17 protein-coding genes are annotated in these 14,933 nt (G+C 48.6%); 11 read left to right on the forward strand and 6 right to left on the reverse strand.

What is annotated here, in order from left to right; genetic code table 11:
- Positions 1–15 precede the first annotated feature (15 nt).
- From cas4 to TUZN_RS09695, 3 genes are all read left to right on the forward strand, one after another.
- Positions 16–666, forward strand: coding sequence for a CRISPR-associated protein Cas4 (cas4, locus tag TUZN_RS09685; protein WP_013680784.1), 651 nt, complete (start codon positions 16–18; stop codon positions 664–666).
- 111 nt (positions 667–777) lie between these two features.
- Positions 778–2,715 (forward strand): (Fe-S)-binding protein, encoded by a 1,938-nt coding sequence (locus TUZN_RS09690; protein ID WP_013680785.1) that lies wholly within the window; start codon positions 778–780, stop codon positions 2,713–2,715.
- 19 nt (positions 2,716–2,734) lie between these two features.
- A complete protein-coding gene (locus tag TUZN_RS09695; protein ID WP_013680786.1) occupies positions 2,735–3,988 on the forward strand; it encodes a glycosyltransferase family 2 protein in 1,254 nt (417 codons plus the stop codon).
- Here the strand turns inward: TUZN_RS09695 and TUZN_RS09700 are convergent.
- A complete protein-coding gene (locus tag TUZN_RS09700) occupies positions 3,963–5,018 on the reverse strand; it encodes an inositol-3-phosphate synthase (RefSeq protein ID WP_052886237.1) in 1,056 nt (351 codons plus the stop codon). The two genes, TUZN_RS09695 and TUZN_RS09700, sit on opposite strands and share 26 nt — an antisense overlap.
- Positions 5,019–5,091: 73 nt before the next feature.
- Between TUZN_RS09700 and TUZN_RS09705 the strand changes: the two genes are divergently transcribed.
- Positions 5,092–5,409 (forward strand): PadR family transcriptional regulator, encoded by a 318-nt coding sequence (locus TUZN_RS09705; RefSeq protein WP_013680788.1) that lies wholly within the window; start codon positions 5,092–5,094, stop codon positions 5,407–5,409.
- On the opposite strand, the gene TUZN_RS09710 is transcribed toward TUZN_RS09705, so the two are convergent.
- Positions 5,406–6,446, reverse strand: a complete 1,041-nt coding sequence (locus tag TUZN_RS09710) for a zinc metalloprotease HtpX (RefSeq protein WP_013680789.1) — start codon at positions 6,444–6,446, stop codon at positions 5,406–5,408. The two genes, TUZN_RS09705 and TUZN_RS09710, sit on opposite strands and share 4 nt — an antisense overlap.
- A gap of 169 nt (positions 6,447–6,615) precedes the next feature.
- On the opposite strand from TUZN_RS09710, the gene TUZN_RS11115 reads away from it, so the two are divergent.
- Complete coding sequence (locus tag TUZN_RS11115; RefSeq protein WP_013680790.1) at positions 6,616–6,894, forward strand: hypothetical protein; 279 nt, start codon at positions 6,616–6,618, stop codon at positions 6,892–6,894.
- Between the two features lie 3 nt (positions 6,895–6,897).
- Here the strand turns inward: TUZN_RS11115 and speD are convergent, their stop codons facing one another.
- A complete protein-coding gene (speD, locus tag TUZN_RS09715; RefSeq protein WP_052886238.1) occupies positions 6,898–7,293 on the reverse strand; it encodes an adenosylmethionine decarboxylase in 396 nt (131 codons plus the stop codon).
- A gap of 104 nt (positions 7,294–7,397) precedes the next feature.
- Between speD and TUZN_RS09720 the strand changes: the two genes are divergently transcribed.
- Together TUZN_RS09720 and TUZN_RS09725 are read left to right on the forward strand one after the other, a co-directional pair.
- The gene (locus tag TUZN_RS09720; protein WP_013680792.1) at positions 7,398–9,236 is read left to right on the forward strand and encodes a threonine--tRNA ligase; all 1,839 of its coding nucleotides are present in this window, start codon (positions 7,398–7,400) and stop codon (positions 9,234–9,236) included.
- Positions 9,237–9,273: 37 nt separating this feature from the next.
- Positions 9,274–9,474 (forward strand): hypothetical protein, encoded by a 201-nt coding sequence (locus TUZN_RS09725; protein ID WP_013680793.1) that lies wholly within the window; start codon positions 9,274–9,276, stop codon positions 9,472–9,474.
- A 4-nt stretch (positions 9,475–9,478) separates the two neighbouring features.
- Here the strand turns inward: TUZN_RS09725 and TUZN_RS09730 are convergent, their stop codons facing one another.
- On the reverse strand, positions 9,479–10,063 hold the full coding sequence (locus tag TUZN_RS09730) for a nucleotidyltransferase (protein ID WP_013680794.1): 585 nt from the start codon (positions 10,061–10,063) through the stop codon (positions 9,479–9,481).
- A gap of 96 nt (positions 10,064–10,159) precedes the next feature.
- Here TUZN_RS09730 and TUZN_RS09735 point away from each other — a divergent pair, with 96 nt between their 5' ends.
- From TUZN_RS09735 to TUZN_RS09750, 4 genes are read left to right on the forward strand one after another with little or no spacing between them, the layout of a single operon-like run.
- Positions 10,160–11,365: a phosphoglycerate kinase gene (locus tag TUZN_RS09735; protein WP_013680795.1), complete on the forward strand. Its 1,206-nt coding sequence runs from the start codon at positions 10,160–10,162 to the stop codon at positions 11,363–11,365.
- Entirely contained in the window at positions 11,362–12,390 is a 1,029-nt protein-coding gene (locus tag TUZN_RS09740; RefSeq protein ID WP_013680796.1) for a type II glyceraldehyde-3-phosphate dehydrogenase, read from the forward strand. Before TUZN_RS09735 ends, TUZN_RS09740 begins: the two co-directional genes overlap by 4 nt.
- On the forward strand, positions 12,371–12,790 hold the full coding sequence (locus TUZN_RS09745; protein ID WP_013680797.1) for a universal stress protein: 420 nt from the start codon (positions 12,371–12,373) through the stop codon (positions 12,788–12,790). The genes TUZN_RS09740 and TUZN_RS09745 overlap by 20 nt, the downstream gene beginning before the upstream one ends.
- Positions 12,787–13,848 carry a family 1 glycosylhydrolase gene (locus TUZN_RS09750; protein ID WP_013680798.1) on the forward strand — a complete coding sequence of 354 codons (1,062 nt, stop codon included), beginning with the start codon at positions 12,787–12,789 and terminating at the stop codon, positions 13,846–13,848. The genes TUZN_RS09745 and TUZN_RS09750 overlap by 4 nt, the downstream gene beginning before the upstream one ends.
- Here TUZN_RS09750 and TUZN_RS09755 read toward each other — a convergent pair whose 3' ends face one another.
- Positions 13,849–14,496: an ERCC4 domain-containing protein gene (locus tag TUZN_RS09755; protein WP_013680799.1), complete on the reverse strand. Its 648-nt coding sequence runs from the start codon at positions 14,494–14,496 to the stop codon at positions 13,849–13,851. It abuts the gene before it with no gap.
- Positions 14,493–14,933 carry a 30S ribosomal protein S17 gene (locus TUZN_RS09760; protein ID WP_013680800.1) on the reverse strand — a complete coding sequence of 147 codons (441 nt, stop codon included), beginning with the start codon at positions 14,931–14,933 and terminating at the stop codon, positions 14,493–14,495. The genes TUZN_RS09755 and TUZN_RS09760 overlap by 4 nt, the downstream gene beginning before the upstream one ends.

Raw genomic sequence — 14,933 nt, forward strand, 5'->3', positions numbered from 1 at the left:
TGTCCACAATCGCCAGTGCTGATACCTCCGCCGTTGTGTAAAGTCGTAAAGTGCGACGATCTGGAACAATTGACCCTGGACGAGGCTTTGAGAGAGCTCAGAAAGACCGACGAGGTGGAGATCTTAAGGCCTAATATATACGCCGTCAAGTACGACTTCGGGAAGATCACGCCTTCGATGATAAACGACTACGAATACTGCCCCCGCCTGCTCTGGATACAAGCGAAGCTAGGCAAGAAGCTCCTCACGCGCAGATCGCTGATCGCCCTCATAAGGGGCCGCCTGCTCCACGAGAGATATGAGAGAATACTCTCGGCCATGGAGGATGTCTTGACGGAGTACAAGATAGAGCTCGGCGACATGGTCGGGGTCATAGATCTAGTGTTTAGACGCAACGAGAAGATGATACCTGTGGAAATAAAAAGCGGAGCTATGACAAGGGAATCCCACGTAAAGCAGTTGCAGATATACATAGAGCTGTTGAGGACGGATTTCGGATATCTAGTTTATAGGAACAAGGTAGAAAGGATAGAGCGCAACCCAGAGGCGACTAAAATCCTTGAAGATATAAGAAGGGTTCTGAGGAGCCCGGAGCCGCCTCCCGTTGACAGAGGGCGTTGCAGAAGTTGTCCATTTAGATCAATATGCAATATATATTCTAAATAGTAATATAGTTATGCTAATAGGATAAAACAATTAATATGATAAGTAGATAGAGCACTTTAGATAGATATAGAAATAAAGAAATCTATAAAAAGGGCGTATTGACCGTAGCCTATGTCACCGAGCTACGTAGAGTATTTGAGCATGCCGTCGTTTACCCCCTATGTCGTCTATACCTTAGCCGCTCTATCCGCGGCATCGCTTCTCTATTCTACCAATAAACTTCTATATGAGCTAGGTGGTATTAAAACAATTCTAAAGTATATTTTTAAAAAGAAAACGTATAAATTCATTTATGAATTTATAATACATAGAAGATTTTTCATGGAGGAAATTCTAGGAGGTTTTGCACACTATCTGTTGATAATAGGCCTCGGTATTTCGTTGATAGCCACCACAATAGTTGCTGTAACACACTATGCAGATATAGTGTATAGCGGGCCTGTATTTTTAGCATTCAGATTTCTCCTGGACGTAGCGGCCGTATTCTTAATCCTGGGTCCTATACTAGCAATCTATAGAATAGTAAAATATAAAAATAGATATAATAACCTTAGAGAATATATAATTATATTAATAGGATTTATTATTATAAGCTTAACGGGGATGATACTGCAGAGGTACAGAATAGAGTACTACTTCGGCGGCCCTACGCCGTGGTCTCCCCTATCCTACTTAATTCCGATGCCATCACATAGTTTATATGTATACTCATATTTTATTCATATAATAATAGCATTTTTATTAATATCAATAATACCGTTAACTATGTTAAAGCATATGATAATATCCCTTGTAAATTATGTTGAGTTGGATAGAGGATATGGAGAGCTCACTACGCCGTTTGATCTCGAGAAGGTTATCGAGACGGGTCAGACCGAGGTGAAGGTGGGCGTGAAGACTAAAGCCGACATGGAGCCGTTACATAGGATTATGGTTGATGCATGTACGAGGTGCAATAGGTGTGAGGACGTCTGTCCCGCCACTAGGGCTGGCCGCCCGCTTAGTCCGCGCGTTCTCATAAATAAGATATCTGGCGCCGATATCGACAAGTCGTTCTTTGAGTTGGGCCTCCAAGAGGATGAGGTATGGGCGTGTACGACTTGCGGGGCTTGTATGTTGTCTTGTCCTGTTTATATAAGACATATTGATTATATTATCGACATTAGGAGAGGTCTTGTTTTCGAATCTAAGTTGGACCAGAAGAAGTCGGATTTATTGATGTCGTTGAGCCAATACGGCAACACGCAGATGCAGAGCAATTATGGGAGGCATGATTGGTTGAGGGAGTTAGGAGTCAAGACTGTCGGCGAGAACCCCAACTTCGAGTATTTGCTGTGGGTGGGCTGTATGGGTAGCTTCGACAATAGGGCTAGGCAAATCATAAAGGCCTTCATAGGCATACTTAAGGAGGCCGGGCTTCTGGACAAGATAGCGGTGCTCGGAGATGAGGAGACTTGTTGCGGCGATCCTGCTAGAAGGCTCGGCGAGGAGAGCAGATTCCAAGAAATTGTACTTAATAACAAAAATATATTTAATAAATACAATGTAAAGAATATAATTACTATATGTCCACATGGATATAATACATTTAAGAATGAATATAAACGTTTCGGAGTCCAGCTTAACGTGTATCACCACACAGAGTTTTTGAACAAACTACTGGAGGAGGGAAGGATCAAGATAAACGGCGGCGCCGGCATCTACACGATACACGATCCCTGCTACCTCGCTCGCCACAACAAGGTGGTGGAGCCTCAGAGGAGGATAGTGGTCAAGCTCGGCGAGTTGAGAGAGGCCGAGCTACATGGCGAGAGGACGTTCTGTTGTGGGGCGGGCGGCGCCAATTATTGGTACGACGTTAAGGAAGAGAGGCGTATCAGCCACATAAGGCTTGAGCAGTTGATGGAGACGGGAGCCTCCACCATAGTCACGCTCTGCCCGTTCTGCAACGCGATGTTGTCCGACGCGGCGAGGAATAAAGAGGCTAAGGTCTCCATAAAGGACCTCGCCGAGGTGCTCTACGAGAACATAGCGAGCTCCCCTAAATAAATAGGGGCATATTTTCTACATGATTTTCCTGGTGTTGTTAGCCATAGGCGCCGTGACCGCTACCTGGCACCTAATAACCACGTTTTCCTCGTCCGAGGAGCAACTTGATTACGGATACGCCGACGATGACGAAGGGGTCTATGTCGTCATGCCATCGTGTAGAGACGAGAACTTATTCGAGACGCTCCCCAAATGGCTGTCTCAGAACTATAGAAATTACAAAGTGGTTGTTGTGGAGGACTGCGGCGATATGGGCCTGGCGGAGCCCTACAAGCTTAGGCCCTCAGGCTCGGTGAGGACTCCTAGGTTGCTCAAGGTCTTTTCAAGCGAGAGGCTTATCCTGTTTATGAGGGAGGGCAGGTTCGGGCTTAAGGGCGGTGCCTTAAACGACGCTATAAGAGGCCTATTGTTGCTCAAGCCTCTCAGAAATCCCAAATACGTGATCTTCGTGGATAGCGACCACGAGCCTCCCGACTTCGACTTCATCAAGAGGGCCGTCTCGACTATAAGGAGGTTAGGCGTCGACTTGGTCCAAGGAGTGCAGAGACATCTATATTTGGGCTCCTCGCTCGACGCCTTGGTCTCTGTCTCCCACGACATATCGGGGACTATGCTAGTGGGCAGGACCCGTCTAGGCATGATGCCCATATTCACCGGGTCGACAGCTATAGCGAGGCTCGAGCCGATAACTAGGTTGTGGTTCTCGGAGGACACAGTGACGGAGGACCTAGACCTCTCCGTACGCATGTGGCTCAACGGCTACTCCATAGCGGCGACTTGGGGGCTCTACACGTGGGGTAGACCTCCCCGTAGCCTCAGATCCTATTTCAAGCAACAGCTGAGGTGGGCCTCGGGCACCATAAGGGTATTCCTTCGGTACCTAGTTCCGGTTATCAGAAGCGATATGCCTCTGGCCAGAAAGATCGATTTCTTCTTCCAGGGCACGGTCTTCGCCACGAGCGCGATCTATGTAGCCATCATAGCGTTGTTTATATACAAACTGGCTGTCGACCCTCGGTTTACGGCGGCTGAGGTAGCTCTGCTCCTCTATATGTTCTCGGCGGGTCTAGCCATCGACGTGTACGTGGAGTCGAAATACCATACGCCGACCAAGCCGGATGTCTTGGCTCCGTTTCTGGAGCTCGTCACGGCCTTTGTCCACCTCGCGGGCACAGTGCTCGGCATCGTCGGCAGGGAGTACGGATGGGTTAGAACGGAGAGGAAGTTCGCCAATGCGATTGACGAGCTCAGTTATTCCGCTCGCCGTTTATGAACTCCACGACGGCTCTATAGGCCTCCTCAGGCGGCATGTGCACGGGCGGGTTCTTAAAGCCCCAGGCGGATGCGCTGTATATAGGACCTCCTATATGTCTGTCTAGAGCAAGTTTAGCCAGCCTTATGGCGTCTGACACGACAGCCGCGCTGTTCCAAGCGTCGTGTACCTCCAGCTCTACTCTTATGCTTATCGGGACCCCGCCGAATATACGGCCCTCTATCAGCATATGCGCTATTTTCCTATCGCCGAGAAACGGTATGTAGGCCACCGGGGCTATATACGCGTTGAAGTCCTGGCCCTCAGCCATCTTCTTGACAGCCGCCGTCTTGGTCTTCTCCTTGTCGCCCCTTCTGTACATCAAATTGGCGAAGTCGGGCGTCCCGCCTACATTTATCTGGTAGGTATCCATGATCTCGACCCCCCTCAGTGACAGCAAATGCACTAAGGTCTTGTGCAACACGGTGGCTCCTATCTGGTTCTGGGTATCGTCGCCCAACAGCGGCACCTCCCTCTCGGCGAACTTCCGTTGCCAGACTTCGCTTGTCGCTATCGGAGCCGGCATCGCGTTTATGAACGCCGCTCTCGCCCTCAAGGCAGCCTCGGCATACGCCTCGGCGGCTTTTCTGGCTCCCGTCGGCAGGTAGTTGACCAACACCTCAGTGTTTGTGGACTCCAGCTCCCTCACTACATCTTCGAGGGATCCCTCGACGACCTTATCGACGACGTTTCCCTCCGGCTTTCCGTCAAGGACAGGCCCTGCCCTAACCACTACGCCCAGTTTACCCGGCTGATATACCTTGGTCGCGTTGTTTGGAGGCGAGAATATGGCCTCGGCGAGATCTCTGCCGACCTTGCGCGCGTCTATGTCGAAGGCCGCCGTGAACTCTATATCGGCCACGGTGTAGTTGCCGACTTTCTTGAAAGCGACTAGCGGCTCCAGCTCCGGATATTTCTTGTACATCTCCACTCCCTGCACTAAGGCGGAGGCGCAGTTGCCCACGCCTGCAATCCCGACCCTGATGGGCATATCCATCTAAACAGATCTGTTAATAAACTATTCTGTAAGCATAAGTATTTAAACTCGCCTACACGACAGCCAAATGCCGACCAGGGCGTATCTGAGATTCCGGAACTGTATAGGCAAGGGCAATCTATGGCTCTACACCGTGGCGATATTGTTGAAGGAGGGCCCCCTCCACGGATACGGCATAATATCCCGCCTGAGGGCCTTGGGATTTAACATAAGCAACGTATATGGGTACGTCCTCCTCAAGAGGATGGTAGCGGACGGGGTCCTGGCCGAGAGGGAGGAGTCGGGCAGAAAGGTGTATGTGGTCAGCGAGGAGGGTCTTAGATCCTATAGAGTCGCCGTAAACGAGATGAAAAATCTCTTGAAGTTCCTAGAGGCCGAGCCCTAGACCTCTACAGTGTCGAGGAATTTAAGGCGCTTAGGAACCGGCGGGTGGTCCGACAAGATCTCCTGCACCCCGCCGACCTCCACACGCTTTAGCCTATTGACGACGTCGGGGGTGACCTCCCTGAAGGGATTGGCGTAGGCGGCCGTAAACGCGTAGATGAATAAGGCCTTTAACTTGCTATCGCCTAAGGCCTCCCCTCCGCCGCCCTCATAATACAAGTGGATCTTTGCAAGGGCCTTCTGCATGGGCCATCTTCCCGCTGCGCGGGCGCCCACATAGTCGGCGTAATACTCCCTCATCCTACTAAAGGCCAAAACCAGTAGTTGCTCTATGAACGACACGGCGACGAGCGCGAGGCCCACCAACGCCATGGCGGTTCCGGGATTATCCCTCCTCTCCCCACCGCCCAAGAATCCTTGCCAAATAAGGCTGTATCCCAAGTAATACAACACGGAGGGGAATAGGCCGAAGAACAACATCACTAGGTTGTCCTTATGTAGATGGTGGCCTATCTCGTGGCCTATAACCGCCTCGAGCTCGTCGCGGCTCAACATGCCGTAGAGGGATCTCGTGACGGCCACCCGCCTGCCGGTTATGAAGTTGCCGTAGGAGAACGCGTTGGGAGGCCCGTCGACTAACACGGCCTTTATACGGCCGCCGATACCCAGCCTAGAGGCTACGGCGTCTACCACGGCTTGAAGCTCTGGATCCTCTCTAGCTCCATATGTGAGATCTATTATAAATGGCGATATTAAATATGTAAACAAATTCATTATTAATACAAATAATATTATAAATGGAATGGAATATATTGTTGCATAACCGCCCACGTATAAGGCCGCCCATATGGATGCCGCGGTCACGGAGATCAAGACGAAGGCCAGTATTGCCATAGAGACGTATAGGGAAAAACGTCCGCTGAATTTACGCGCTAATTTAGGCGCCAACGTCGACGCGAGAACTAACATCAAAACATACCCCAGCAACATCGTGATCCAGTAGATTGGGTCAAACCATATGAAATACGGAAACAGCATGTGCGCTTTTCGAATATCCGTATAAATATCTTTCCCCAATAAAAGATAGTAATAATATTTTATACAATAATTAATAATTTATTTATTATAAAAATAATTTACTATTAAAAATATAAAAGAATATAGAATATTAGTAAAGATAAGTTGGATAAAAAGAGGAGGAATAGTTGTGAAGAGCGAGTTCTTAAACGCGCTATTGACATATATAAACAATGTCGGCGAGAAAGGAACAGCAGTTACTATAAAAATAGATAGAATTTGTGGTGTAGATAGAAGATGTTCTTGGTATATTTATAAATATATGAACGTATTAGAATCTAAAAATTTAGTTGTTAAGTGGAAAAAAGGCACGTGGATAGCCGAGAGGCAGAATTTAGATAGGATACGGGAATACATAGCTACCTATCTTCCTCGAAGAGGTGCTAAAAATATCTCTGTAAAAAGATAAAGATTATTTGGGATATTTATACGATCTATCTGAATAGTTTATAGTATATCTTTTCGGTTTTAATTGGCTTATTATATACCTAAAAGCGGTGAGAGGATCCGACTGCTCGCCGCAGGTATAGACGTCTATAGTGGCGTATCTGTATGTCGGCCACGTATGGACTGCTATGTGGCTCTCGAGCACTAGCGCGATCACCGAGACGCCCTCCTTATCTCCGCCTTTAAACTTCCAGCTGTTGACCTCTACCAAGTGCATGTTGGCTAGCTCGGCGGCCCTCATAACTATACGTCGCAGTCTCTCCTCGTCGGAGAGAAGTTCGGGATCTATTCCATAAGCCTCGCCGTAGTAGTGCTTCCCTATCACCGGGACGCTACCCCGCGCGATTTGCGTTGTTTGCATTGCTGTCTGCGCGGATGGTACCCGTATTTAAGCCTTTTGTTTTTAATAAGGAGCTGAGTGGCGTAATACGTGAATTGCTAAATATAGGTGGCTAATCTTCATCGATGCGAGTCTTGTTGATACACGCCGAGTCGTTTCGGTGGGAGCCTAAGGAACCTGCAGGCGAGATAAGAGATGAGCCCAATTCCGGCGAGGCCAAAAACGCCTTGGTGGCTTTCATCACTGTTGAGGAAGGCGACGTGCTTGATGACGGATACCTATCAAGAGTGGCGGAGGATATTGTAGACGTTGCGAGGAGGGTGAAAGCCAGCTCTATAGTTATATATCCATATGCACATTTATCATCAAAATTAGCACGTCCCTATTTATCTAAAGAAATTCTTAGTAAAGTATACAACATCGTCTCAGCTACTGCCCAGGGGTTTAGCGTGTTGAAGGCGCCTTTCGGATACTACAAGGAATTTGAGCTAAAGTGTCTCGGCCACCCCTTGTCGGAGCTTAGTAGATCCTACACGCCGGAGGCTACGCCGAGGCCGTCAACGCAACAGGCTAAGCAACAGGATGTTTACTTGATACTAACTCCGGATGGAGACGAGTACGATCCTGTACAGTTCCCGCTTGATAAATATCCCGATCTAAAGGCCCTAGTAGAGAAGGAGGTTTTCAGGAAGGAGTTGCCGGGCGGAGAGCCGAAGTATATAGAATATGTAAAGAGATTTACCTTCGACTGGGAGCCCATGTCCGATATCGGCCATATGAGGTACGGCCCAGACGCGACGATTATGATGGAGCTGGTCGAGGACTACGCGTTTCAAGTCGCCAGATCTTTGGGGATACCGATATTCAAAATAAGAGGGACCAATATGTTCAAGCTGAGCGAAAAGCCCATAGAGACTCACGCCAAGCTGTTCGGCGAAAGGCTCTATATAGTGGAGACCGACGTCGACTCCATACTGCGCTACGCGGCATGTTTCCAACAGTTCGCCATGGCCAAAGACTGGGTAATAAGCTACAGAAATCTGCCCTTCGGAATGTTGGAGATAGCCGACTCCTATAGGTATGAACAGCCGGGCGAGACGGTGTTGCTTTTCAGACTTAGGAGATTCTACATGCCAGATCTACATATATTTACAAAGAACTTAAATGAGGCAATAGAGGTCACATATAAGTTACATGAAAAAATATTTGAAGAAATAAGAAAAATAAATAGAGATTATGTATCATTATATAATATAACGGCGGAATTTTATAAGGGGCATAAAGATTACTTAGTTGAACTTGCAAAAAGAGAGGGAAAGCCTATATTATTACGTATATTACCTGAACAAAAATATTATTGGGTTCTTAATGTGGAGTTCCATATCATTGACGAGCTGGGCAGACCGCGCGAGATTGCTACATTCCAGATAGATGTCGGAAATGCAATGAGATTTGGTATAAAATATATAGATGAAGAAAATAAAGTAAAGTATCCTGTTATAATACATACGGCTATTCTTGGTAGCGTCGAGCGATATATTTTTGCATTGTTCGATACGGCGGCTTTGATGGAGAAACGCGGAGAAGTCCCGAGATTGCCTACCTGGATAACGCCGGTACAAGTGCGCATAATTCCGGTCAACCGGGAATATCTTCGCCCGGCGTCTGATCTCGCCGACGAGTTGGAGAGGAGGGGCATAAGGGTCGATATAGATGATAGAGAGGAAACCCTTTCGAGGAAGATACGTGACGCAGAGCGGGAGTGGATCCCGTATATAATAGTCATAGGTCAGAAAGAGGCTTCCTCGAACATGCTTACTGTTAGGATTAGGGGCAAAGGACAAGTACAAATGTCGAGACAAGATCTCGTGGAAGTTGTGGAGAAGGAGATCTCGGGCTTCCCGAGGAGGCCGTTATATATGCCGAGGCTTCTTTCCCAGAGACCCTCCTACAAACAGCTCTGATCCAACATTACAGTAGCTTTTAACCAATAGATAGGTCATGAAAAGGAGAGGGTCCCTATTCGTCGAGGAGACGTTGTTGCTGTTTCTGGCCATAGGGATATTCGTGGCGTTTGCGCTGACAGTTACAGGCATGATTAAAGGAGCGCTTAGCGGCATTCTCGGCTTCAGAAACGAGACGAATACCCTGTTAAGTCAGCTAGTTAATGCGGCGAAACAGCTGATACTCGGAGGTAGCTAACTTCTTACTCAATATATATACCATTTTTATTTAATCGATCAATAATGTTTTCTTTTTCAGAAATAAATAAATCAATTATATTTTTAATATATGATTTATTTATAGATATATTATATTTTGGATCAGCCAACATGCGCGCGATATTGGCGATGAAATCCTCCGCATCCTTGGTAGCCATCTTTGCCTTTAGGACTAGAAGATCTTCTAGCCTTATGCTTCTTATATTAAAATTATCAATTTTAATAGTAAGAGAATTTTCAATAATTTGAGGAGGAATATATATATCTAATATATTTTCTAATAGATCTATTTTAAGTAATTCGCCAGATACGACGAGTTCGTAGTATATGGTGCCGTGGTCCGTAGTTCCTATATCCCACTCATTCTCTTGTGCTATTTTTTCAAATAATTCATAATCTAATATTGTTGATTTATTAATTATAAATAAATCAAGATCTACAGGATCTAAATCGATATTATAAACTAGAGGCAGTATAGCAGAGCCTACGAGGACAAACTCCACGCCGTGCCTCCGTAACGCATCGCCGACCTGTAGTAGTCCCTCCTTGTATTTTCGATAGCGGTCCATGGTCGGCGAGAGGCGGAGTCTTTTAAAGTTGCTATATATAGTATATATAGTGAGTGTTATGGTAAAGCTTATAACAACTGATTTTCTTGATCATTCATGTTAGAACATGCTTTATCAGTTATACCGAACATATCTAGGTGTGCTAAACCAAGCAAGAGAATAATTGTAAGAATAGATATAAATTCTCCAATAAAAAATAACAAGATACTTGATGATTATAGGCTAAAGGCTCATGCAAAAACGATATCTATCCTTTCCGACGCCGGGGCGCGAGTTGTCGTTTTGGCTCACCAAGGCCGTCCCGGTCAAGATGACTTCACAAGTCTTGAGATTCATAAAAATATATTAGAAAAATATGTTAATAAAACTATATTATTTATCGAAGATATAATAGGTCCATATGCATTAAATAAAATAGATAATATGAAAGATGGAGAGATCTTGATGCTGGAGAACGTGAGAATGTTATCGGAGGAGGTCGTTGAGGGGCCGCCGGAAAAACAAGCGAATACCTGGCTTGTGAGGAAGTTGGCGCCCCACGCCGACTATTTCGTGTTCGACGGATTCGCCGTGGCGCACAGGTCGCAGCCCAGCGTAGTGGGCTTCCCCATGGTCATGCCCTCGTGTATGGGCTACGTGATGGAAAGAGAGTTAACCGCCCTCTCAGAGATCTGGCGCAACAGGAAGCTCACGCTGATCGTTGTCGGCGGCGCCAAGGTGCCGGAGTCCCTTAGAGCGATAAAGGAGGTGTTAGACAAAGGTCTCGCAGATAAGGTGCTCGTCGGCGGCCTTGTGTCCGTCGTCATGGCCTCTGCCAAATCGCGCGTGGGACCGTCTGTAAGGCAGTTCCTCGAGGGCATGGGCTTGCTGTCCGAGGTGGAGAAGGCTAGGATGTTGTTGGAAACCTACGGAGACTTCATCGTATTGCCGGAGGACTTCAGGTCTAGGACCGGCGAGCTGAGCCTATCCAACCTAGACGAAGTCCCGGGCGATATAGGCAACGCCACGGCCGCCAAGTTCGCAGAGATAATAAACGACTACGAATACGTAGTAGTGACGGGGCCCATGGGCAAAATAGAGGAGCCCGATTTCTTCGCCGGCACGCGCCGCGTCTTGGAGGCCGCTAGCAGGCGTAAGGCGATTATAGGAGGGGGCCACACAATACTGTCCGCCGAGAAGGCAGGAGTCCTCGACAAGATCTTCCACGTATCTACGGGAGGCCGCGCCTTCTTGATGGCGCTGTCGGAGGAATTGCCTGCTGTCAACGCGTTGGTTAAATCGGCCGAGAAGTTCTGGCTATGAAAGTCGCCGTAGTCGGCTACGGCACCATAGGCAAAAGAGTGGCTGACGCCGTTGCGGCGCAAGACGACATGAAGCTGGTCGGCGTGTTCAAGACGACGCCCGACTACGGCGCAATTCTGGCGGCGCGGAGGGGCTACAGGATATACGCGCCCGACGACCGGCGCGAGAATTTCCGTAAGGCCGGCGTAGAGGTCTGGGGCGGCTTGGCCGACTTAATATCGGAGGCCGACATCGTGGTGGACGCCACGCCCGACGGCGTCGGGGCGGAGAACAAGGGCCTCTACGTAAAGGCGGGGAGGCCGGCTATATTCCAGGGGGGCGAGGAGGCCGACGTGGCGGAGGTCAGCTTCAACGCATTGGCAAATTTCGAGAGCGCCGTGGGCAAGAGGTTCGTGAGGGTGGTCAGCTGCAACACCACCGGGATATCGAGGGTGTTGTCGGCCCTTAGGCTGAACGGGCTCGGCATCAGGAAGGCCAGGATCTTCATAGCGAGGAGGGGGGCAGACCCGAGGGAGTACAAGAAGGGCCCCATAAACGACGTTGTGCCCAACCCGGCCACGATACCGAGCCACCACGGCCCCGACGCCAAGACGGTGCTCGGCGACGTGGACATAGTCACAGTGGCTGTGGCGGTGCCGGTCACCATAATGCATATGCACATGGCTTACATAGAGCTCGACGACACGCCGAGTAGGGAGAGGGTAATAGACGCGCTGGCGTCTACGCCCAGAATTCTGCTCTTCGACGTGAAGGCGGGGTACAACAGCCTCGCGCAGATAGTAGAATGGGCTAGGGATATGGGCAGGCCGCGCGGCGATATTTGGGAAGTCGCCGTCATCTCGGACTCCGTAACCGTAAACGGGCGCGAGCTTTATCTAATGTACGGAGTCCATCAAGAAGCCGTAGTGGTGCCCGAGAACATAGACGCAATAAGGGCAGTGGGGAGGTTGGCGGATAAATGGACCTCGATAGAGAAAACTGATAAAGCGTTGGGCATAATCGCGCATGGAAAGAGATATGGTTGACGAGCCCTCATACAAACTCGCCTACAGATTCAGGAAAGTCCTAGTCCCTATAACCCCCGACGAGAGGTCGCAGATAGCCATAGAGGTCGCGAAGGACTTCTATACTAGATATGGATCTCATATAGTATTTCTATATATAATAGATAATATAGATAAAACTAAAGAAATAAATCAACTACTATCAAAATATGCAAATGATATAGTATACGAGCTCAAAATAGAGCGTCTCAAGGAGGGGGAGACTGTGGCGTCCGCAATACTTGAGGAGATAAAGAGGGGACTATACGATTTGGTAATCGTCGAGTCGAGGGGGCGCACAGGTATTGAGGCCCTACTGTACAACTCCGTATCTACCGCCATAGCTCTTTCGGCCCCCACTAGCGTATTAGTGCTCAGATGAGGATAGGGGCCGCCATATCGCCGTATCAACATTTCGGCATATGCGGTTGCGATCTACCAGACGAAATAGGGGCCAGACATATCCAGTTCTTCGAAAAGGATATACTCCTGGCCAAGAAGATAGGGCTAGACTCGTTCAGGACAGGTATAGAGTGGGCGTTGCTCGAGCCAGTAAGGGGAAAATATAACGCGACATGGCTTAATTTCTTCGAAAAATATCTAGACTATATAAAGAGCGCCGGTCTCGAGATATGGCTGACGGCCCATCACTTTACAAATCCTAGATGGATCTGGAAGGAGGGAGGGTGGGAATCTAAAAACATAATTAAATCCTATTTAAATTATATAGATTTAATTTTAAAAAATTTTAAAAAATACATAAAATTTTTACTAATATTTAATGAGCCAGAAATATATGTATATCTAGCCTATTTAAAAGGAGATTTGCCGCCGTACGGATTCTTCGCATATAAACACGCCGCGAGGGCGTTCGGCAACATAAGGGAGGCGATACTAGCCGCTAGAGATCTCGCCAAGAGCTACGGCGTCCCTGCGTCGTTTACGCACCCCTACAGGAAGTATAGGGCTAAGCCCCATCTAAAGCCCCTGAAGTGGGTATTCACCAAGCTAAGTCCCTCCACATTGGATTTGGCGAAGGAGATGGACGTTGCGGCGATTAACTTTTATGTAGTCACAGAGGTTTCGCTCGGGGACTTTAGGAGCCTCTTAGAGCCAGAGGCGCTTCTTGAGTTAAAGGCGCCGAGAATAGCCGTGACGGAGTACGGGATAGCCACCCGCAATGAGCGCATTAGATCGGCCTATCTGTGCGAGATGGCGCGTGTATTTCGGAAAATAGAGCCGGTGGCCGTTATTTGGTGGTCTTTTCTGCACGGCTACGAGTGGGGCCTCGGATACAAGCCGTTCTTCGCCTTGATAGACGAGAATAGGAGGCCGACGCCGCTCGCGTTAAGTATGAGACAGATATTGGAGGCGCCGCCTCCAGAATGCGGGCCTTTGCCGAGGGATTTGGGCATTGAGTGGAGAATGGCGTTGGATTGACTAGAAGAACGCAGAGAGATCCGTCTCGTTGTCCTCCTGTAGACCCTCCAACACTCTCCTTATTTTTGCAAGAGCCTTATCCGGGAGAGGCCAAGATCTATAGTTCTGGATCGCCTTGAGCGGGCTTCCGTATTTTTTAAGCAGTTGTTCTGCTGTTTTGATCCCCACGCCTGGCAACGACGAGAGGAACTCTATCTGTAGCTTCCTTAAATCGGTGCCTTTAATGTGCGGGATCCGGATTCCTCTATCTTCCCTTTCGGCCTGTCTAGCGGCCAGACATATGGCATGGCCGGTCTGCTCGGGCGAGCGAGTATACAATATACCTACGCCCATCCTCGCTATAGCTAGCTCGGCGCCTAGTATGGCGTTTTGATGGACCTCGCGCATATCGGCCGCCCTCCACAGATCGCCCTCTATTATGATCACCGGCCTCTGGCCGCTTGAGAGGAGGCGAGTTGCTTGGTCGAACAGCCGCCCATCTACTATAGAAGATATGAAATCGTGGGCGCTCTTCCGCTCAAATAAGAAATAACCAGCTATATAGTCGCCTATCTCGAGCTGTTTCTGTACAACTTGACAACCGGCCTCCTTTATATACTTAACAACATCAGTTCTATATTCCCTTGAGTCCGCTATTACTTGGCTCAAGTCGTCAACACTTCACGTTTGGCGGACCACTCGACGACATCCTCCTTCTTGCCTATAACTACCCAGGAGATCGTCTTGGCCAAGGGCCTCGTCTCGGCGATAATAACTCTGTCGCCCGGCTTGATCTCTATACATTCGGGAACCCTCACGTGGAGCTTTCTCCTCCTCCTCTCGTAACGTTTGTACTTGGGGACGTAGTGCATCCACTCGTGAATAACCACAGCGGCTTTGTGCATCCTCACGCTCTCCACCTCGACCTCCAGCAACTTCGTCCTTATCTTCAAATTGCCGTGCCAGGGACATTCCGGGTCGTCGCACGCGGCGGCGGGAGGCTGGATCCAAGGAATACCGATATCGGCAACTCTCACCTTCACGCCGTTGGGGAAGGTTATCGTGTCGCCTATATGGGGCCTTGAGGGCAATTTGATGACCGCCAT

The organism is Thermoproteus uzoniensis 768-20, assembly GCF_000193375.1.
Taxonomy (GTDB): Archaea; Thermoproteota; Thermoprotei; order Thermoproteales; family Thermoproteaceae; genus Thermoproteus; species Thermoproteus uzoniensis_A.

What these genes read in the sequence shown, in the direction of transcription:
- TUZN_RS09725 (WP_013680793.1), top strand. Translation starts at nt 9,274, where the DNA reads ATGAAAAGGAGAGGGTCCCTATTCGTCGAGGAGACGTTGTTGCTGTTT.
- TUZN_RS09705 (WP_013680788.1), top strand. Translation starts at nt 5,092, where the DNA reads ATGCCGACCAGGGCGTATCTGAGATTCCGGAACTGTATAGGCAAGGGC.
- TUZN_RS09720 (WP_013680792.1), top strand. Translation starts at nt 7,398, where the DNA reads ATGCGAGTCTTGTTGATACACGCCGAGTCGTTTCGGTGGGAGCCTAAG.
- TUZN_RS09740 (WP_013680796.1), top strand. Translation starts at nt 11,362, where the DNA reads ATGAAAGTCGCCGTAGTCGGCTACGGCACCATAGGCAAAAGAGTGGCT.
- TUZN_RS09710 (WP_013680789.1), bottom strand. Translation starts at nt 6,446, where the DNA reads ATGCTGTTTCCGTATTTCATATGGTTTGACCCAATCTACTGGATCACG.
- TUZN_RS09735 (WP_013680795.1), top strand. Translation starts at nt 10,160, where the DNA reads ATGTTAGAACATGCTTTATCAGTTATACCGAACATATCTAGGTGTGCT.
- TUZN_RS09730 (WP_013680794.1), bottom strand. Translation starts at nt 10,063, where the DNA reads ATGGACCGCTATCGAAAATACAAGGAGGGACTACTACAGGTCGGCGAT.
- speD (WP_052886238.1), bottom strand. Translation starts at nt 7,293, where the DNA reads ATGCAAACAACGCAAATCGCGCGGGGTAGCGTCCCGGTGATAGGGAAG.
- TUZN_RS09695 (WP_013680786.1), top strand. Translation starts at nt 2,735, where the DNA reads ATGATTTTCCTGGTGTTGTTAGCCATAGGCGCCGTGACCGCTACCTGG.
- TUZN_RS09700 (WP_052886237.1), bottom strand. Translation starts at nt 5,018, where the DNA reads ATGCCCATCAGGGTCGGGATTGCAGGCGTGGGCAACTGCGCCTCCGCC.
- TUZN_RS09750 (WP_013680798.1), top strand. Translation starts at nt 12,787, where the DNA reads ATGAGGATAGGGGCCGCCATATCGCCGTATCAACATTTCGGCATATGC.
- TUZN_RS09760 (WP_013680800.1), bottom strand. Translation starts at nt 14,933, where the DNA reads ATGGCGGTCATCAAATTGCCCTCAAGGCCCCATATAGGCGACACGATA.
- TUZN_RS09745 (WP_013680797.1), top strand. Translation starts at nt 12,371, where the DNA reads ATGGAAAGAGATATGGTTGACGAGCCCTCATACAAACTCGCCTACAGA.
- TUZN_RS09690 (WP_013680785.1), top strand. Translation starts at nt 778, where the DNA reads ATGTCACCGAGCTACGTAGAGTATTTGAGCATGCCGTCGTTTACCCCC.